The organism is Brevundimonas sp., assembly GCF_046295775.1.
In the GTDB taxonomy this organism is placed as follows: Bacteria; Pseudomonadota; Alphaproteobacteria; order Caulobacterales; family Caulobacteraceae; genus Brevundimonas.
This window is the reverse complement of sequence record NZ_JBKBML010000019.1, coordinates 26,050-44,266: the sequence shown is the minus strand read 5'-3', so window position 1 is coordinate 44,266 and position 18,217 is coordinate 26,050. Positions and strand designations below refer to the sequence as shown.

The window sequence follows — 18,217 nt, the reverse complement described above, 5'->3', positions numbered from 1 at the left end:
TGCTGTTCATCGGCCCGCCCGGTTCGGGCAAGTCGATGATGGCCCAGCGTCTGCCGGGCCTGTTGCCGCCCCTGACGTCCCGCGAACTGCTGGAGACCTCGATGATCTGGTCGGTCGCCGGCCTGATCGAGCGCGGCGCCCTGACGCGCGACCGGCCGTTCCGCGCGCCCCACCATTCGGCCTCGATGGCGGCCCTGACCGGCGGCGGGCTGCGGGCCAAGCCGGGCGAGGCGTCTCTGGCGCACAACGGCGTGCTGTTCCTGGACGAGCTGCCGGAATATGCGCCCCAGGCCCTGGATTCCCTGCGCCAGCCGCTGGAGACCGGCGAGGTGGTGGTGGCCCGCGCCAACGCCCATGTTCGGTATCCCGCGCGGTTCCAGCTGGTGGCGGCCATGAACCCGTGCCGCTGCGGCCTGGGCGGGGCCGGGCGCGGCGCGTGCGGCAAGGCTCCGCGCTGCCAGGCCAGCTATCAGAACCGCATCTCAGGGCCCCTGTTCGACCGCATCGATCTGACCGTCGAGACGCCCGCCGTCACCGCCGCCGACATGGCCCTGCCGCCGGCGGCCGAAGGCACGGCCGATGCCGCCGCTCGCGTCGCCGCCGCCCGCGCCTTGCAGGCCGATCGCGCGGCCGAGGCCGGGCTAGACCCCGTTGCGTCGATCAACTCACGCGCCTCGGGCGACTTCCTGGATCGCACCGCCCGGCCCGACGACGCCGGGCGGATGCTGCTGATGCGGGCCGCCGAGGCGGGCGGCCTGACCGCGCGCGGCTGGACCCGCACCCTGCGCCTGGCCCGCACCATCGCCGATCTGGACGGCTGCGACGGCATCCTTCGCCGCCACATCGCCGAGGCCCTGCTCTATCGCCGCACCACCGTCGGCGCCCAGGGCGACTTCGACCGCCAGACGGCGAAATCACCAGTCTTCTGAAAACTAACGCGGCCCCTCAAAGCCGGGCGCGGTGCGCGCCATAGTGGTCGGTTTCTAGCGGCCTGTGGTCAGCCGCACGACAATCAGCGCGGTGGTCTCGACGATGGCCTCGTCGTCGTCGGCGCGGCGCAGCAGGTCGATGCCCGCGGCCACGCCCTCGACCAGGCTGGCGACCTCGTAGGAGGCGAGGCGTGCGCTCAGGGCCTCGGGCAGGAGACCGCTGGACTGGGCCTGGGCGATGCGGCGCTCCAGCGCCAGGTGCAGGCGGCGCAGTCGGCGGATGCGGCATTCCGCGAAGGCCTCATCGCCCTGATCGGCCAGCATATGCTCGATGCGCAGCACCGGCCCGTGGTCACGCCACAGGGCGATCATGTCGGCCACCAGGGCACGCGCCCCCTCCAGCGCCCGCTCGCCGGTCCAGTCGGTCTGAAGATGCCTCGCCAGCCGGTCGCCCTCGACGGCGATCTGCTCGCTCAGCGCCAGCACCGGCTCTTCGACCGATTTGAAGTAGGTGTAGAAGTTCGAGGGCGAGACGCCGGCCTCCGCCGCCAGGTCGGCGACCCGAACTTCGCTGAACCGCCGTTGGGTCAGCAGGCGCCGCGTGGCGTCGAGGATGGCCAGGCGGGTGCGTCCGCCGCGCGCGCCGATCCTGTGGCCCAGCTTATTGGTCTGTTCGGCCATGGACGGGCCTTCGAAAGCGAATGGTGCCGGTTGCAGGAATCGAACCCGCGACCTTCGGTTTACAAAACCGCTGCTCTACCAGCTGAGCTAAACCGGCGCCGACCTTGCGGACGGGAGCGTCTTATGATGGCGCTGAGCGCGCTGTGCAAGCCAGGCCTCGATCATGACCCTTCCGCCCCAAATCGCCCCCATCGTTCTGCTCGTCGGTTCGAACGTCTTCATGACCTTCGCTTGGTATGGCCACCTGAAGTTTGGCTCGAAGCCGCTGTGGATCGTCGTGCTGATCAGCTGGGGCATCGCCTTCTTCGAATACTGCCTGGCGGTGCCGGCCAACCGGATCGGCCACACCGTCTATTCGGCGGCCGAGCTGAAGACGATGCAGGAGGTGATCACCCTTGTGGTCTTCGCCGTCGTGTCGGTGACCTATCTCGGCGAAAAGCTGACGATGAACCATGCGGTCGGCTTCGCCCTGATCGCCGGCGGGGCCTGGTTCATCTTCCGCGGACCGCTTTAAGCGAAATCGGTTGGGTTGGACGGCGTCCAGCCCAACTCAGATCTTCGCCATCTTGCCCGGTCAGTCGAGTTGGGCGGCGATGCGTTCGGCCAGGGCCTTGAGCGCGGCCGTGTCGGCCATGGGCGCGTGGCCGTGGCCCTTCAGCTCGCGACCCGACCAGCGCGGCACGACGTGGAAATGCAGGTGGAAGACGGTCTGCCCCCCCGCCTCGCCGTTGAACTGCAGGATGCTGACGCCCTCGGGCTTCAGCGCCTTTTCGACCGCGCGCGCCGTGCGCTGTACCGCCAGCGCCAGCCGCGACAGCGCCTCGGGTTCGATCTCCAGCAGATTTCGGGCCGTCGAGGCCTTGTCGATCACCAGCACATGGCCCTCGGACTGCGGAAACACGTCCATGAAGGCCAGGACATGATCGTCCTGCCACACCGTCACCGAGGGGATGTCGCCGCGCAGGATCTTGGCGAAGATGTTGTCGGGGTCGTAGGCGCCGTGAAGGCTCATGGGCAAGCTCCGTGTCCGAGGCCGGCAGACTAGCAGGCGATTGCGCTGGAGCGGAACGGCGCCTCGTGCGCTATATGGTCAAGCTGAACAGTGGGAGCGCGTCATGCTGAGGTTCATCGTCCAGGCCGTCGTGACGGCCATCGGCCTTTGGCTGTCGGCTCGGATCGTGCCGGGGGTGGACTTCACCTCAACCGGATCGCTGATCGCCGCGGCCGTCATCCTGGGTCTGGTCAACGCCTTCGTGCGACCGATCCTGGTGGTGCTGACCTTCCCGATCACCGTGCTGACCCTGGGACTGTTCCTGCTGGTGGTGAACGCCGCGATGATCGGCCTGACCTCCATGTTCCTGGGCGGATTCACTGTCGCCGGCCTGTGGGCCGGCATCGGCGCGGCCATCGTCACCGGCGTCGTCAGCTGGATCGCCGGGGCCTTCATCGGCGACGATCGGCGTTGAAGTGTCGGGTATTTTAATACCGCAAGCGGAAAACCGTTGTAGATCATATAACTAGGCTTGATTGGCACATCTGAACCGCATTGACGACGGGCCGCGCCTGCTCTAAGAGCGCGCCTTCCGTTCGGCCCGTCCGGCCGGACCCTCGTTTTTCGTCGTCCCAGGACCCTCGTCATGCTGAAGAGCACTACGGCTTCGCTGAAGCCGGCCGAGGTCGAGAAGAAGTGGATCCACATCGACGCCGAAGGCGTCGTGGTGGGCCGTCTCGCGACCTTCATCGCCAACCGTCTGCGCGGCAAGCACCTGCCGACCTACACCCCCCACGTCGATTGCGGCGACTATGTCGTCGTCACCAACGTCGACAAGGTGGTGTTCACCGGCAAGAAGAACACCGACAAGGTCTATTATCGCCACACCGGTCACCCGGGCGGCGTCAAGTCGACCACGCCTGAGAAGGTGCTGAACGGCCGCTTCCCCGAGCGCGTGCTCGAGAAGGCCGTCGAGCGCATGCTGCCCAAGGAAAGCCCGCTGGCCCGCAAGCAGATGACGCACCTGCGTCTGTTCGCCGGCTCCGAGCACAGCCACCAAGCCCAGTCGCCCGAGACGATCGACTTCGCGTCGGCCTCTCCCAAGAACACCCGGAGCGTCTGAGCATGACCGACGTGACCAACACCGAAGCCACCGGTTTCGACGCCCTGAAGGGCCTGTCCGCCTCGGCCGAGAATGAAGCGCCCGTCCACGTCCAGAAGCTGGACGCCCAGGGCCGCGCCTACTCGACCGGCAAGCGCAAGAACGCCATCGCCCGCGTGTGGGTGAAGCCGGGTTCGGGCAAGATCACCGTCAACGGCAAGGAGCTGGCCCAGTATTTCGCCCGCCCCGTGCTGCAAATGATGGTCGCCCAGCCGCTGAACGTCTCGGACCGCGCCACCCAGTTCGACGTGGTCTGCACGGTCGAGGGATCGGGCCTGTCGGGCCAGGCCGGCGCCATCCGCCACGGCCTGTCGCACGCCCTGACGCACTATGAGCCGGAACTGCGCAAGGTCCTGAAGCCGCACGGCTTCCTGACCCGCGACAGCCGCGTCGTCGAGCGCAAGAAGTACGGCCGCGCCAAGGCTCGCCGCAGCTTCCAGTTCTCGAAGCGCTAACTGGCGACCGCCAGTCGGTTACGAAGGGGCGCTTCGGGGAAACCCGGAGCGCCTTTTTCTTTGGAGGCCAGATCATGACCCACACCATCTTCATCGACGGCGAGGCCGGCACCACGGGGCTGGAGATCCGCGAGCGGCTGGAGACGCGCCGCGATCTGCAACTGATGCTGCTGGGGGACCGTCGGCGTGACGTCGCGGCCCGGCGCGAGGCGCTGAACACCGCCGATGCGGTCATTCTGTGCCTGCCGGACGACGCCGCCCGGGAGGCGGTGGACATGGTCGAGAACCCGGCGGTGCGGATCATCGACGCCTCGACGGCGTATCGGGTCGATCCGGACTGGACCTATGGGTTCGCAGAGATGGCGCCGGGGCAGGGCGAGCGGATCGCCAGGTCCACGCGCGTCAGCAATCCAGGCTGCTATCCGACCGGCTTTCTGGGCCTGATCGCGCCGCTGGTGCGGGCGGGGATCGTGCCGGCGGACCTGCCGGTCACCGTCAACGCGGTTAGCGGCTACTCCGGCGGCGGCAAGGCCATGATCGCCGAGTTCGAGGGCGGCGCCGATCCCTTCCGCGCCTATGGCCTGAGTTTGAAGCACAAGCACGTGCCGGAGATGACCCAGCAAGCCGGCCTGACGCGGCCCGTGCTGTTTGCCCCGGCGGTGGGAAACTATCGCCAAGGGATGCTGGTCGAGGTCCCGCTGCATCTGTCGGCCCTGCCGGGCTCGCCTTCCATTGAGGTGCTGCATGGCGCCCTGGTCGAGGCCTACGCCGGCGCCCGCTTTGTCGAGGTGGCGGAGCTGGAGGCGACGGAAGCCCTGGGCGGCCTGACGCCGGAGGGTCTGAACGGCACCAACCGGCTGCGGCTGCATGTGTTCGGCGATCGCTCCGGCGAACAGGCGCGGCTGGTGGCGCTGCTGGACAATCTGGGCAAGGGCGCTTCGGGCGCGGCGGTGCAGAACCTGAACCTGATGCTGGGCCTGGACGAGGGCGAGGGGCTGCGCTGACCAGCGGGGCTGCATCGGCCGTCCGTCTGGTCTAGAAGCGCCCCAACAGCGGGGTCTGCCCGCGAGCCGGAGGACCCCATGGATTTCGCCCTCACCGAAGACCAGCGCGCCATTCAGGACGCGGCCCGCGCCTTCGCCGACGATCAGCTGGCGCCGAACTCGGCCCGCTGGGACGAAGACAAGCACTTCCCCGTCGACGTCATGAAGGCGGCGGCCGAGATGGGCTTCTGCGGCATCTATGCGGGCGAAGAGCATGGCGGCATGGCGCTGGGCCGGGTCGAGGCGGCGGTGATCTTCGAGGAGCTGTCGCGCGGCGACGTGGCGACGGCGGCCTTCATCTCGATCCACAACATGGCGACCTGGATGATCGACCGCTTCGGCTCGGACGATCTGCGGGGCCGCTTCGTGCCGTCGCTGACGAGCATGGAGAAGATCGCCAGCTATTGCCTGACCGAGCCGGGCTCGGGATCGGATGCGGCGGCGCTGCGCACCACGGCGGTGCGCGACGGCGATGATTTCGTCCTGAACGGGGCCAAGGCCTTCATCTCGGGGGCAGGCACGTCGGACGTCTATGTCGTCATGGTCCGCACCGGCGGCGAGGGGCCCAAGGGCATCTCCGCCCTTGTGGTCGAGGCCGGCACGTCCGGCCTGTCGTTCGGCGCCCAGGAAAAGAAGATGGGCTGGAACGCCCAGCCCACCGCCATCGTCCAGTTCGACGACTGCCGCGTGCCGGCCGCCAACCTGCTGGGCGAGGAGGGCGCGGGCTTCCGCTACGCCATGGCCGGGCTGGACGGCGGGCGGCTGAACATCGCCGCCTGCTCCCTGGGCGGCGCGCGGCTGGCGCTGGAGACAGCCCAGGAATACGTCGCGTCCAGGAAACAGTTCGGCAAACCGATCGGCGAGTTCCAGAACACCCAGTTCCAGCTGGCAGACATGGCCACCGACCTGGAGGCGGCGCGCCTGATGGTGCTGCGCGGCGCCTGGGCCATCGACACCGACCATCCCGAAAAGACCAAATGGTGCGCCATGGCCAAGCGGCTGGCCACCGACGCCTGTTTCCAGATCGCCGACCATGCGCTGCAACTGCATGGCGGCTACGGCTATCTGAAGGACTATCCGCTTGAGCGGATCGTGCGGGATTTGCGGGTGCACCGCATCCTGGAAGGCACGAACGAGATCATGCGCGTTATCGTGGCGCGGGAGCTGGCGCGATGAGCGAAGTCGAGATGACCCCCGAACCCGAAATCCTCGCCCGCGTCGAAAACGGCGTCGGCCGCCTCACCCTGAACCGGCCCAAGGCGATCCATGCGCTGAACAGGGCCATGTGCGAGGCGATGATCGGCGCCCTGCTGGACTGGCGCGCGGACGAGGCGGTCAAGTCGGTGCTGATCGACCATGCTGGTGAGCGCGGCTTCTGCGCCGGGGGCGACATCCGCATGATCGCCGAGAGCGGCGCGGGCGATGCCTCCGAGGCCAAGGCCTTCTTCCTGGTCGAGTATCGGCTGAACGCCCTGATGTTCGACTATCCCAAGCCGATCACGGCCATCGTCGACGGCATCGTCATGGGCGGCGGCGTCGGCATTTCCGAGCCGGCCGAGGTGCGCATCGCCACCGAGCGGACCACCTACGCCATGCCCGAGACCGGCATCGGCCTGTTCCCCGACGTAGGCGGCGGCTGGTTCCTGCCGCGCCTGCCGGGCCAGACCGGCGTCTGGATCGCCCTGACCGGGGCGCGGCTGAAGGCGGCGGACACGGTCTTCCTGGGCATCCACACCCACTATCTGCCGACCGACGCGCTCGAGGCCTTCCGGGCGATACTGGCCGCCGACCCCGCCCATCCGGCCGATGTCGCCGACGGGCTGGAGGACGACGCCGGCGAGGCGCCGATCGAGGCGCATCTGGAAGCCATCGACCGCCTGTTCGCCTTCGACACAGTGGAGGAAATCTTCGCCGCCCTGGAGGCTGACGGTTCGGACTGGGCGCGCCAGCAGCTGGACATCCTGAGAACCAAGTCGCCCCAGTCGCTGAAGGTGTCGCTGCGCCAGATCCGCACCGGCGCGACACTGGACAGCTTCGCCGACAACATGGCGATGGAATACGCCCTGGGCGGCCGTGTGGTTCGCACCCACGACTTCCAGGAAGGCGTGCGCGCCGTCATCGTCGACAAGGACAATGCGCCGAAATGGTCGCCCGCGACCCTGGACGGCGTTACCGACGCCGATCTGGACGCCTTGTTCGCTCCATTGCCGCGGGGCGACGCTTTCACCCCCCTTCCTTGACGCCTCACGCGATTATGAGGGGCGCCGCAGCCGTCGTGGGCGTAAGAGTCCGAACATGAACGTCAGGGGCTGGATCATTGCAGCGGGGCTCGCCCTCGCAGGCGGCATGGCCGCGGGCTCGTCGGCCCAGCCGGCGGCCTCGGCGCCGCGCGTGGTCGTCGCCCGCGATGCGCCGGTCGTGGTGGAGCTGTTCACCGCCCAGGGCTGCGCCGGCTGTCCGGAAGCCAACCGGGCGGTCGAGCAGGCGGCGGAAACACCCGGCGTGATCGCCCTGACCTACGGCGTCGATTATTGGGACTATCTGGGGTGGCCAGACACCTTCGCCCGGCCTGAGTTCGCCGAGCGCCAGCGCGCCTATCGGCATTCGTTGAAGCTGCGCGCCGTTTCCACGCCCCAAGTGGTGCTGGACGGACGTCGGCAGATGTCGGGGGCGCGCGCGTCAGAGCTGGCCAGCGCCATCCGCGAGGAGGCGGAGCGCCCGGTCTTTCCTCCGCAGATAGAGTTTCGCGCCACCGGTGACCGCGTCGGCGTCGGCTCGGGCCGCGCACCGCGAGGCGGGGCGGAGGTCGTGGCGGTCATCTATCGGCCGGGCGCCCAGGTGGTGACCGTCGAGAACGGCGACAACCGGGGCCAGGCCGTTCGTCACGTCAATGTGGTGCGCGACGTGGTTCGTCTTGGAGATTGGAGCGGACGGTCGGCCCTGTTCACGCTTCCCGCCAGCCGCCAGCCCGGCGAGGCGCTGGCCGTCATGGTGCAGTCCAAGGCCGATCGGCGCATTCTGAACGCTGCGATCCAATAAGCTTGCGCGCGCTCAAGCCGCGAGCGACCGCGTCGCAAGCGTAGCGCAGGACAATGCCTACTTCGGCGCGCGTTTGGCCAGGATGCGTTGCAGGGTGCGGCGGTGCATGCCCAGGCGACGCGCGGTTTCCGAGACATTGTGGTCGCACAGCTCATAGACGCGCTGGATGTGCTCCCAGCGCACGCGGTCGGCGCTCATGGGGTTTTCCGGCGGTTCCGGCGCTTCGCCCGTCGCCAGCAGGGCCTTGACCACGTCGTCGGCGTCGGCGGGCTTCTGCAGATAGTCGACCGCGCCGGCCTTGACCGCCGCGACCGCCGTGGCGATGGCGCCATAGCCGGTCAGCATGATGATCCGGGCGTCCTCGCGGCGCGCGCGCAGGTCCTCGACGATCTTCAGGCCGTTGCCGTCCTCAAGCCGCATGTCGAGCACGGCGAAGGCGGGCGCGGCCTGGCGCAGATGCTGGCTTGCCTCGGCCACGGATTCTGCGGTGGTGACCTCGAAGCCTCGGGTCTCAAGCGCGCGCCCCAGGCGTGTGCGCAAGGCCTGGTCGTCGTCCAGCAGCAGCAGGCTGCGGTCCGGCAGGGCGGCGATCTGGTCTTCGATCTCGGACATCGTCGTCATCTCCATCCCCTTCAAGTCGGAGCCCGTGAAGCTCAGGTCAAGCTTTCCGGTTCCCCCTGCGACACTTCGAGCGCCTGGCGCGGCCAGCGGACCGCGACGCGGGCGCCCTTCTGGCGGCCCTTGCCGTCGCCCGCGCCGGCCGAGACTTCGCCGCCGGTCCGCTCCAGCAAGGTGCGTGCGATAAAGAAGCCCAGGCCCATTCCGCCCTGGCTGGGCGCCACCAGCTCGGCCGGCGGCATGGTTTTCAACGCCTTGCGGCCGCCGGGGCGCGCGGCGGCGGCGGCCAGCTGGGCCGCCAGGGCCAGACGCGCCTTGCCCTGCGGCCGGCTGGTCACATAGGGCTCGCCCAGTCGAGGCAGGATGTCGCTGGCGAAGCCGGGGCCGTCGTCCACCACTTCGATGGTGATCCAGCCGGCATCCACAATAGCCGCCACCCGGACGGTCGAAGTCGCGAAATCGGCGGCGTTCTCGACGATGGTCGACAGGCCGTGGATGACCTCGGGCAAGCGCTTCACGCGCGGATGGGCGTGGCCTTCTGGCGCGCGCACCGCCACTTGGAAGTCCAGATCGAAACCGCGATGCGGCTCGACCACCTCCTCCAGCAGCGCGTTGAGGCCCACATCGGCATAAAGCGCGTCGCCGTCCTCTGGCTGCTGCGAGAGCCGAGTCAGGATTTCGCGGCATCGCTCCGCCTGCTGCAGGATCAAGGCCGCGTCCTCGGCCGCGCCCGTCCCGGCCGGCGAGGCGCGCAACAGTTCCTTGGCCACGATCTGGATGGTGGCCAGCGGCGTGCCCAGCTCATGCGCCGCCGCCGCCGCCAGTCCGCCCAACGCCGCCAGCCGCTGCTCGCGCTGAAGCACGTCCTGGGTCGTGGCCAGGGCCAGCTCCAGCTTCTCGGCGTCGGCCGCCACCCGCCAGGCGTAGCCGGCGGTGAAGACAACACCGGTCACCAGCGCCAGCCCCATGCCTACGTGATAAAGGCCCGGCAACCGCAGATGCTCGCCCTGACGCCATGGCAGATCCAGCGACCAGGTGAACAGAACGGCGGTGACGAGAAGCACCAGCACGCCCAGCGCCGCCGCCTGGCGCCCGGGCAGCGAGGCCGCCGCAATGGTGACGGGCGCGATTAGAAGAATGCAGAACGGGTTGTCCAGCCCGCCAGTCAACGCCAGCAGCGTCGCCAGCTGCAGGATGTCGAACCCCAGATGCATCGCCGTACGCGGCCCGTCGGGCAGGCCCGCCTCTGGCAAGCGCAGCCTCAAGCCCGCTGTCAGGTTGAACGCCACGCTGGCGCCGATCACCGCCAGGCACAGGCCCAGAGGCAAGGGAAATTCGAGCACATAGTGCGCGAACAGTATGGTCGCCGACTGCCCGGCGATCGCCAGCCACCGCAGCAGCACCAGGGTGCGCAGGCTCAGCCCCCGGCCCCTGCGGACGGGATCGGCGCCCTGCTGCGGCGTGAAGGGGTCTTGGGCCAAGCTCACCTGAGCCTTATAGACGCCTCCGACGCCCGCCGCGAAAGGTTCCTTCATGCCCCGTCGCCCTGTTCTGCTATTCGCTGGCGCCTGCATCGCCCTGGCCGCCGCCATCGCCATCGCCGCGATCGTGGTGACGGCGGGTCGCGATGCGCCGGCTGGGACGAACGAAGTCACATCGACGGGCCAGCCGCAGGTCGGCGGACCCTTCCAGCTGGTGGACCAGAACGGCCAGGCGGTCGATCAGACCCTGCTGGACGGCAAGTGGAGCCTGGTCTTCTTCGGCTTCACCCACTGCCCTGACTATTGCCCCGCGACCCTGGGCACGCTGGCGGCGACCAAGGAGCGGCTGGGCGCGCAGGCCGACGACCTGCAGATCGTCTTCATCAGCGTGGACCCCGAACGCGACACGCCGCAGCTTTTGAACGACTATCTGTCCTCAGACGGCTTCCCGCGCGGCGTCATTGGCCTGACCGGCACGCCCGAGCAGGTGGCCCAGGCCGCCAAATCCTATCGCGCCCATTACGAGAAGGCCGGCGAGGGCGAGGCCTATACCATGAACCACTCGCTCACGATCTATCTGATGGGCCCCGACGGCCAGTTCCGCTCGGCCCTGGCCCACGACCTGGGGCCGGATCGGTCGGCCGACGTGATCCGCCGGGCGATGGAGCGGGGTTGAGCTGATCTCCGCTGAAGTCGTGAGCGACCGGCTCTTTTAATCCTTTTGCGCCGCCGCGCGTTCTATGCTGCCCTGCACAACCCGGCGGCCAAGAACAGGACTTCATGCTCTACGCCCTTCACGAGCTCGCCTATCATTCGGCGACGCCTTTCCGGATCGGCGCCCAGATGGCGCGCCAGTTCTGGACCTCGCCCTTCAACCCCGCGTCCGACACCGCGATCGGACGCACGGCCTACGCCTCGGCCGAGCTGTTCGAGAGCGTCACGCGGCGCTACGGCAAGCCGGCCTGGGGCCTGGAGACCGTCGAGATCGACGGCAAGCCGGTGCGCACCACAGAACAGGTCGTCTGGTCTTCGCCCTGGTGCCGCCTGGTGCGCTTCGCCCGCCACGTCGGCGATCTGAAGCGGGCCGGAAAGCCGGCGGCGGCCCCGGCCGTCATGGTCGTGGCGCCCCTATCGGGCCACTACGCCACCCTGCTGCGCGGCACGGTCGAGACCTTCATCCAGGATCACGACGTCTACGTCACCGATTGGACCAATGCGCGGCAGGTGCCGATGCTAGAGGGCCGGTTCGACTTCTACGACTACATCGACCATGTGCGCCAAATGCTGGCTGTGATCGGCCCGCGCGCCCACGTCGTCGGCGTGTGCCAGCCGGGCCCGCCGGTGCTGGCCGCCTGCGCCGTGATGGCCGAGGAGAACGACCCCAACCGACCGGCGTCGATGACCTTCATGGGCTCGCCGATCGACGCGCGATTGTCGCCGACGGTGACCAACCAGCTGGCGGAGGAAAAACCCTTCACCTGGTTCAAGTCCAACATGATCCACACCGTGCCCTGGCCCTATCCGGGGTTCGGCCGGCGGGTCTATCCGGGCTTCGTCCAGCTGTTCAGCTTCATGTCGATGAACGAGGACAAGCACATCGACGCCCACCGCCGGTACTTCGACGACCTGGTGTCGGGCGACGGCGACGGGGTCGAGAAGCACGAGCAGTTCTACGACGAATATCTGTCGGTGCTGGACCTGACCGAGGAGTTCTATCTCCAGACCATCGACATCGTCTTCCAGCAGCACCTGCTGGCGCGCGGCCTGCTGGAGCATCGGGGCCGACCGGTCGATCTGGGCGCAATCACCGACATCGGCCTTATGACCGTCGAGGGCGAGAAGGACGACATCTCCGGCGTCGGTCAGACCCAGGCCGCGCACGGCCTGTGCGCCAACATTCCCAAGAAGCGCCGCGAGCTCTACGTCCAGCCCGAGGTCGGCCACTACGGCGTCTTCAACGGCCGTCGGTTCAGAGACGAGATCTATCCCAGGGTGCGCGACTTCATCGCCCGCAACGAGGCCGTCAGTGCGGTTCAGCCACGGTCAAAGACTGCCGCCTGAGGACGGGGTTCCGGCCCTTCTGCTCACGGTAAATCCGCGCGCGCGACGCCTGTCGGTGCGCATCGACGCGCGTCGGGGCGAGGCGGTGGTCGTGGCCCCGTCGCAACGCGGCCTGGTTCAGGCGGTCGCCTTCGCCCGTTCGCGCGGCGCCTGGATCGCCGAGCGTCTGGCGGCGCGCGCCGAAAGCCGGCCGCTGGAGCCGGGCGCGACCGTCAGCCTGAAGGGCCGCCCCATCCGTCTGGAGGCGACCGGCGGCGCCGGCGCGGCCCGGCTGGTCGAAAGGGACGGCGAGCCGGTCATAGCGTCCGGCGGAGAGGGCGAGGCCTTCGCCCGTCGGGTCGAGAACCTGTTCAAGCGGCAGGCAAGAGACCTCCTGACCGCCCGCACCGAACATCATCTGGCCAGCCTCGGCGGGCAGGCGGGGCGAGGCCCCGTGCGGGTTTCGATCGTCGACACCCGCTCGCGCTGGGGCTCGTGCAGCCCGCACAACCGGTCGATCCGATACTCCTGGCGGGTGGTGATGGCGCCCGAACCGGTCATCGACTACCTGGCCGCCCATGAGGTGGCCCATCTGGTCCACGCCGACCACAGCCCCGCCTATTGGGCGGTCGTGCATCGTTTGGTCGGCGACCAGCGTCCCTTCCGCCGCTGGCTGCGCGAGCATGGAGCGGCGCTCCACGCGGTCGGCTGACGGTTCAGTCGTCCAGCGCGACGAACCAGTCCGCATAGGGCGTATTGCGGGCCATGTGACGGTTGTAGTCCGGCGCCCCGTCGTCCCACCAGGGCGGCCCGCGTTCGCCCAGCGCGACCTTGGCGGCGTCGACGCGCGACCGGGCGTCCGCCAGGCCCTCGCCTGACCGGAGGGCTTCGCGCACGGCGCGACGGGCGGCCATCAGTTCGTCGACCAATTCGCCGCGCCGCTCGTCGGACAGGCCGGGATCGCTCAGCCGCCACAGGCGGCCGCGAACGACGAAGTATCGGCCGTCTGGGGTTCGGGGATGCATGGTGTCGCCAACGCCTGGGGACGCCCCTCGGATACGGTTGCAGACGGCCGGCTGTTCGCAGGGACAAAAGGTCGCGGGCGTCCTGGGGTGCGGCGCGGGCGCGGGACGGTCAAGGTGCCGCGCCTTTTCTGAACAGGCCAACGACAACCCCGGGAGTTTCACGTCCATGCGTTCCGTCGCCGCCTCCGCCCTCGCCGTCGCCCTCGGGCTGGCCGTCCTCGCCCCGAACTCGGCCGAGGCCCAGATCCGCCGTCAGAACCAGGCGTCGGCGACGATCGCAGGCGTTCAGCCGCACATCGCCGCGGCCCAGGTGAACCGGCCGGTGACCTTCGCCGCCCAGCCCGGCGCCGAAACCGGCACTCTGATCTTGCCGCTGTCGTCCGAAGCGGAGCTGGCGACCCGCGCCGCCTCTATGGACCCGGCCGTGCTTCAGTCCGTGCAGCGCGCCCTGACCTCGGCGAACTTCCGCTATGGCGCGCGCCAGACGCTGGCGCTTCGCGGCCTGGGCGGCTGGGACCGCATCGTCGTCGTCGGCCTGGGCGCCAATCCGTCGATGGCTGACGTTCAGGGCGCTGGCGCCGCGGCGGGCCGAATGCTGCACACCGACAGCGCGCCCGCAACCCTGTGGGCCGGCGGCCTGCCGGCGAATCAGGCTGCAGAGTTCCTCACTGGCTTCGGCCTAGGTGAGTATCGATCCGACCTGCACCGCACGACCGGCCGTGAACAGGCGTCGCCCGGCCCGCTGACCGTCGTCGGCGGCGAAGCCGCGCGGGCCGAGTTCGAGCGCCGCGGCCGCGCCCTGGTCGAAGCCATGGCCTGGACCCGCGACATCTCCAACGAGCCCGCCAACATCGTCTATCCGGAGAGCTTCGTGGAACGCGCGCGTCAGGCCTTTGCAGGCGTGCGGGGCGTCACCATCGAGGTGCTGGACGTGCCGCAGATGGAGCGCCTGGGCATGGGCGCCCTGCTGAGCGTTGGGCAAGGGTCCGCGCGTCCGTCGCGCCTGATGGCCATCCGCTATCGCGGTCCGGGCGCGCCCGAGGGCGGCCCGATCGCCCTGGTCGGCAAGGGCATCACCTTCGACACCGGCGGCATCTCGATCAAGCCGGGCGCCGGCATGGGCAATATGAAGATGGACATGTCGGGCGCCGCCAGCGTCACGGGCGCGGTCCTGGCCTTGGCCAAGTCGGGCGCGCCGGTCGATGTCATCGCCGTCGCCGCCCTGGCCGAGAACATGCCCAGCGCCACGGCTTCGCGGCCCGCCGATGTCGTGACCGCCATGAACGGCAAGACCATCGAGATCATCTCGACCGACGCCGAGGGCCGTATGGTCCTGTCCGACGCCCTGGTGTGGACCGAGAACACCTTCAACCCGTCGGTGGTGGTGGACGTCGCCACCCTGACCGGATCAGTCGGCGGCGCCCTGGGGTCGGAATACGCCGGCCTGTTCACACGCCACGACGCCATGGCCGACCAGTTGCAGCGCGCCGGCCTGGCGACGGGCGAGCCCCTGTGGCGGCTGCCGCTGCATCCGTCGTACGCCCGCTATCTCAGCTCCTCGATCGCAGACCTGCGCAACACCGGCGACGGCGGCGCGGGCGCCGGCACGGGGGCCTGGTTCATCGGCGAGTTCGTCCGGCCCGAGACGCCCTGGGCGCATCTGGACATCGCCTCGGCGGCCTATGGCGGCGCCAGCGACGTGCGGCCGTCTGGCTCCTACGGCTACGCCGTGCGCCTGCTGGAGCGGTTCGTTCTGGACTGGACCCCGGTCGCGCGCGAACGGGGCGCCGGCGGCTACTGAACCGCAACGATCTCGCAGGGCTGACCGGCGACGATGATCTCGTCGCCGGCGCGGCGGCCCATCGCGGCGCGGGCCAGGGGCGAGACGTGGCTGACGGTGCCGTGCGCCGGATCCGCCTCGTCCTCGCCGACGATGCGCCAGGTCTGGGTGCGGCCGTCCTCGCGCTCGATGGTGAAGCCGCCGCCGAACCGCACGGCGCCGTCCGCCTCTCCCGGCTCGACCAGCTGGGCGTTGGCGCGGCGCGCCGACCAGTAGCGCAGGTCCCGCGCGGCGCGCGCCATGGCGGTGCGGTCCGCCTCGATGGAGCCGCTGGACTGGGCCGCGCCATAGGCGGCGCGGGCTGACGCCAGCTCTGCGTCGATGGCGGCCAGTCCCTCGGGCGTGACCAGATTGGCGTGCGTCGACACCGGCCGATCCGGCAGGTCCGCCGCCGTGGCTTCCAGGTCTTCCTCGCGGGTGAAGGCTACGCTCATGGGCACTTTCCAGAGACGAACATCTGAGCCGAGCCACGAGGCGGCTCGACCGATTTCGCTTTGCAAGCGTATGGCGCGCCGCGCCGTTCCGGTCCAGGAAACAGCCGATGAGCTCCGAGGCCCCCATCCACGTCATCGGCGCCGGTGCGGCCGGCCTGATGGCGGCCGAGCGGCTGGCCCAGGCCGGCCGATGCGTGGTCGTGCACGAGCGCATGCCGTCGGTGGCGCGCAAGTTCCTGATGGCCGGCCGCGGCGGGCTGAACCTGACCCATTCCGAACCGCCGGACCGCTTTCAGCGCCGCTACGCCGAAGCCCAAGGCGTCGTGACGCCCTGGCTGGCCCGCTTCACGCCCGCCGACCTGATCACCTGGGCCGAAGGGTTGGGCCAGGAAACTTTCGTCGGCAGCTCCGGCCGGGTGTTTCCCAAGGCGCTCAAGGCCTCGCCTCTGCTGCGCGCCTGGCTGGCGCGACTCAATGGGCTGGGCGTCGAGGTCCGCACCCGCTCGCGCTGGACCGGCTGGCGCGATCAGGCTCTGGCCTTCGACACGCCCGACGGCGAGCGGATCGAACCGGCGTCGGCCGTCGTGTTGGCGCTGGGCGGCGCCAGTTGGCCGCGCCTGGGCTCCGACGGCGGCTGGATGAACCTGCTGCAGGCCGAGGGCGTCGCCGTCGCGCCTTTCCGCCCCGCCAACGCCGGCGTCGACATCGCCTGGTCCCCGCCGTTGATCGACCGCTTCGCCGGATCGCCATTGAAGGGCGTCGCCCTGTCCATCGGCGATCAGCGGGTGCGCGGCGAAGCTCTGCTCTCGGCCTATGGCCTAGAAGGGGGGGCCGTCTACGCCCTGTTTGCGCCCATCCGCGACGCGGTCGAGCGAGACGGCCGCGCCGTGTTGCACCTGGACCTGCGGCCCGACGCCTCCGTGCAAGATCTGGCGCGCCGCCTGTCGCGTCCGCGCGGCAAGGACAGCCTGTCGAACTGGCTGCGCAAGGCGCTGGGCCTGGTGCCCGTCGCCGTCGCCCTGCTGCGCGAGGCCGGCGACATTCCGACCGAGCCCGAAGCCCTGGCGGCGCGCCTCAAGACCCTGCCCCTGACGGTGACCGGCGTTCAGGGGCTTGAGCGGGCCATCTCGTCGGCCGGCGGCGTCCGGCTGGATCAGGTCGATGCGCGGCTGATGCTGACCGCGCGTCCCGGCGTCTTCATCGCCGGCGAAATGCTGGACTGGGAGGCTCCGACCGGCGGCTACCTGCTGCAGGCCAGCTTCGCCTCGGGAGTCGTGGCCGCAGAGGGCGTGCTGGCGTGGCTGGACGCGCGCGGCTAGATCAGGACCATGACCGACCTTCCCGACATCCACGGCCTGTGCCCCGACCGTTTCGGCGCGGTGAAGGACGCTTTCGCCCGCAACTTCACCGACGCGCCCGAGGGGCTGGACGAACTGGCCGCGCGCTTCTCGGTGGTCATCGACGGCGAGGTCGCGATCGATCTGTGGGCCGGATGGGCCGACACGGCGCGGACCCAGGCGTTCGACGAGCGGACGCTGGTTCCGGTCTTCTCGACCGGCAAGGCGGTGATGGCGACCATGATCGCGCGCTGTGTCGACCGGGGGCTGGCGGCCTATGACGACCGGGTCGCCTTCCACTGGCCCGAGTTCGGCCAGGCCGGCAAGGATCGCATCACCATCGGCCAAATGATGAGCCACCAGTCCGGCCTGCCGGGCTTTTCCGAGACGGTGGAGCCGGCCATCTGGTTCGACCGCCAGGCGGTGCTGGACCGACTGTGCGCCCAGGCGCCGATGTGGGAGCCGGGTACGGCGTCCGGCTATCACCCGATCACCATCGGCTTTCTGGCGGGCGAGCTGTTCCGTCGCCTGGACGGGCGGACCATGGGGACGGCGCTGCGCGAAGACTTCGCCCAGCCGCATGACCTGGACCTGTGGATCGGCCTGCCCGAGGCCGAGCATGGTCGCGTGGCGCAGCTGAGGAAGCCCTCGGCGGCGCCCGACCTGGGCGTCATTGATGCGATCAAGAAGGCCGCCTTCCTGGATCGCGGCTCGGCGCCGGGCGGGCGCGGCTCCACGGAATGGCGCATGGCGGAGATCCCGTCGGCCAATCTGCACGGCACGGCGCGCGACCTGGCCCGCATCCTGTCGCCCTTCGCCCAAGGCGGCGTCCTGGAGGGCAATGAGGTGCTGAGCGCCCGCACCGTGGCCGAGGCGTCCAGGGAGCGGATACGCGGCCGCGACCGCGTGCTGCCCTTCGACATGGGGTGGGGCGCGGGGTTCACTCTGAACGCCGGGCTGAACATCTTCGGCCCGAACGCCGAAGCCTTCGGCCACTGCGGCTGGGGCGGTTCGTGCGCCTTCGCCGATCCGAAGGCGGGGCTGTCGGCCGCCTACGTCATGACCCGCCAGTCGCCGCACCTGATCGGCGACCCGCGCGCTCTGCGGCTGGTGGAGGCGCTGTACTCGGTGCTCTGACCCCT

General features: G+C 69.6%; 21 protein-coding genes and 1 tRNA gene. 15 read left to right on the top strand and 7 right to left on the bottom strand.

Annotated elements, in window-relative coordinates:
• Positions 1-929: ATP-binding protein (locus tag ACK4I0_RS11185; RefSeq protein WP_409610953.1), on the top strand; the 929-nt coding region annotated here is incomplete at its 5' end.
• 54 nt (positions 930-983) lie between these two features.
• Here ACK4I0_RS11185 and ACK4I0_RS11180 read toward each other — a convergent pair.
• Together ACK4I0_RS11180 and ACK4I0_RS11175 are read right to left on the bottom strand one after the other, a co-directional pair.
• The gene (locus ACK4I0_RS11180; protein ID WP_409610951.1) at positions 984-1,610 is read right to left on the bottom strand and encodes a TetR/AcrR family transcriptional regulator; all 627 of its coding nucleotides are present in this window, start codon (positions 1,608-1,610) and stop codon (positions 984-986) included.
• A gap of 21 nt (positions 1,611-1,631) precedes the next feature.
• Positions 1,632-1,707 (bottom strand) — tRNA-Thr (locus ACK4I0_RS11175).
• Positions 1,708-1,773: 66 nt separating this feature from the next.
• Between ACK4I0_RS11175 and ACK4I0_RS11170 the strand changes: the two genes are divergently transcribed.
• Positions 1,774-2,124: a DMT family protein gene (locus ACK4I0_RS11170; RefSeq protein ID WP_409610949.1), complete on the top strand. Its 351-nt coding sequence runs from the start codon at positions 1,774-1,776 to the stop codon at positions 2,122-2,124.
• Between the two features lie 60 nt (positions 2,125-2,184).
• Here ACK4I0_RS11170 and ACK4I0_RS11165 read toward each other — a convergent pair whose 3' ends face one another.
• A complete protein-coding gene (locus ACK4I0_RS11165; protein WP_409610947.1) occupies positions 2,185-2,622 on the bottom strand; it encodes an HIT family protein in 438 nt (145 codons plus the stop codon).
• Between the two features lie 103 nt (positions 2,623-2,725).
• Between ACK4I0_RS11165 and ACK4I0_RS11160 the strand changes: the two genes are divergently transcribed.
• From ACK4I0_RS11160 to ACK4I0_RS11130, 7 genes are all read left to right on the top strand, one after another.
• Positions 2,726-3,076 (top strand): phage holin family protein, encoded by a 351-nt coding sequence (locus tag ACK4I0_RS11160; protein ID WP_409610945.1) that lies wholly within the window; start codon positions 2,726-2,728, stop codon positions 3,074-3,076.
• A 174-nt stretch (positions 3,077-3,250) separates the two neighbouring features.
• Complete coding sequence (gene rplM, locus ACK4I0_RS11155; protein WP_209316095.1) at positions 3,251-3,724, top strand: 50S ribosomal protein L13; 474 nt, start codon at positions 3,251-3,253, stop codon at positions 3,722-3,724.
• A 2-nt stretch (positions 3,725-3,726) separates the two neighbouring features.
• Positions 3,727-4,218, top strand: a complete 492-nt coding sequence (rpsI, locus tag ACK4I0_RS11150) for a 30S ribosomal protein S9 (RefSeq protein WP_135062267.1) — start codon at positions 3,727-3,729, stop codon at positions 4,216-4,218.
• A gap of 74 nt (positions 4,219-4,292) precedes the next feature.
• Positions 4,293-5,222 (top strand): N-acetyl-gamma-glutamyl-phosphate reductase, encoded by a 930-nt coding sequence (gene argC, locus ACK4I0_RS11145; RefSeq protein ID WP_409610942.1) that lies wholly within the window; start codon positions 4,293-4,295, stop codon positions 5,220-5,222.
• Between the two features lie 78 nt (positions 5,223-5,300).
• Positions 5,301-6,437, top strand: coding sequence for an acyl-CoA dehydrogenase family protein (locus tag ACK4I0_RS11140; protein ID WP_409610940.1), 1,137 nt, complete (start codon positions 5,301-5,303; stop codon positions 6,435-6,437).
• An 11-nt stretch (positions 6,438-6,448) separates the two neighbouring features.
• Positions 6,449-7,501: an enoyl-CoA hydratase/isomerase family protein gene (locus ACK4I0_RS11135; RefSeq protein WP_409610957.1), complete on the top strand. Its 1,053-nt coding sequence runs from the start codon at positions 6,449-6,451 to the stop codon at positions 7,499-7,501.
• 55 nt (positions 7,502-7,556) lie between these two features.
• Complete coding sequence (locus tag ACK4I0_RS11130) at positions 7,557-8,300, top strand: DUF1223 domain-containing protein (protein WP_409610938.1); 744 nt, start codon at positions 7,557-7,559, stop codon at positions 8,298-8,300.
• Between the two features lie 57 nt (positions 8,301-8,357).
• Here the strand turns inward: ACK4I0_RS11130 and ACK4I0_RS11125 are convergent, their stop codons facing one another.
• Positions 8,358-8,912 (bottom strand): ActR/PrrA/RegA family redox response regulator transcription factor, encoded by a 555-nt coding sequence (locus tag ACK4I0_RS11125; RefSeq protein WP_409610936.1) that lies wholly within the window; start codon positions 8,910-8,912, stop codon positions 8,358-8,360.
• 41 nt (positions 8,913-8,953) lie between these two features.
• The gene (locus tag ACK4I0_RS11120; RefSeq protein ID WP_409610934.1) at positions 8,954-10,453 is read right to left on the bottom strand and encodes an ActS/PrrB/RegB family redox-sensitive histidine kinase; all 1,500 of its coding nucleotides are present in this window, start codon (positions 10,451-10,453) and stop codon (positions 8,954-8,956) included.
• Here ACK4I0_RS11120 and ACK4I0_RS11115 point away from each other — a divergent pair.
• The 3 genes from ACK4I0_RS11115 to ACK4I0_RS11105 all read left to right on the top strand — a co-directional run bounded on the left by ACK4I0_RS11115 (position 10,452) and on the right by ACK4I0_RS11105 (position 13,151).
• A complete protein-coding gene (locus ACK4I0_RS11115; protein ID WP_409610932.1) occupies positions 10,452-11,075 on the top strand; it encodes an SCO family protein in 624 nt (207 codons plus the stop codon). The genes ACK4I0_RS11120 and ACK4I0_RS11115 overlap by 2 nt on opposite strands.
• 104 nt (positions 11,076-11,179) lie before the next feature.
• Positions 11,180-12,460, top strand: coding sequence for a polyhydroxyalkanoate depolymerase (locus ACK4I0_RS11110; protein ID WP_409610930.1), 1,281 nt, complete (start codon positions 11,180-11,182; stop codon positions 12,458-12,460).
• Entirely contained in the window at positions 12,426-13,151 is a 726-nt protein-coding gene (locus ACK4I0_RS11105; protein WP_409610928.1) for a M48 family metallopeptidase, read from the top strand. The genes ACK4I0_RS11110 and ACK4I0_RS11105 overlap by 35 nt, the downstream gene beginning before the upstream one ends.
• A gap of 4 nt (positions 13,152-13,155) precedes the next feature.
• Here ACK4I0_RS11105 and ACK4I0_RS11100 read toward each other — a convergent pair whose 3' ends face one another.
• Entirely contained in the window at positions 13,156-13,464 is a 309-nt protein-coding gene (locus ACK4I0_RS11100; RefSeq protein WP_409610926.1) for a hypothetical protein, read from the bottom strand.
• Positions 13,465-13,630: 166 nt separating this feature from the next.
• Here ACK4I0_RS11100 and ACK4I0_RS11095 point away from each other — a divergent pair, with 166 nt between their 5' ends.
• Positions 13,631-15,265, top strand: a complete 1,635-nt coding sequence (locus tag ACK4I0_RS11095) for a leucyl aminopeptidase (RefSeq protein ID WP_409610924.1) — start codon at positions 13,631-13,633, stop codon at positions 15,263-15,265.
• Here the strand turns inward: ACK4I0_RS11095 and greA are convergent.
• Positions 15,259-15,738 (bottom strand): transcription elongation factor GreA, encoded by a 480-nt coding sequence (gene greA, locus ACK4I0_RS11090; protein ID WP_409610922.1) that lies wholly within the window; start codon positions 15,736-15,738, stop codon positions 15,259-15,261. The genes ACK4I0_RS11095 and greA overlap by 7 nt on opposite strands.
• Positions 15,739-15,845: 107 nt before the next feature.
• Between greA and ACK4I0_RS11085 the strand changes: the two genes are divergently transcribed.
• Both ACK4I0_RS11085 and ACK4I0_RS11080 read left to right on the top strand, forming a co-directional pair.
• Positions 15,846-17,057 (top strand): TIGR03862 family flavoprotein, encoded by a 1,212-nt coding sequence (locus tag ACK4I0_RS11085; RefSeq protein ID WP_409610920.1) that lies wholly within the window; start codon positions 15,846-15,848, stop codon positions 17,055-17,057.
• A gap of 9 nt (positions 17,058-17,066) precedes the next feature.
• Positions 17,067-18,212: a serine hydrolase domain-containing protein gene (locus ACK4I0_RS11080; RefSeq protein WP_409610918.1), complete on the top strand. Its 1,146-nt coding sequence runs from the start codon at positions 17,067-17,069 to the stop codon at positions 18,210-18,212.
• Positions 18,213-18,217: the final 5 nt, after the last annotated feature.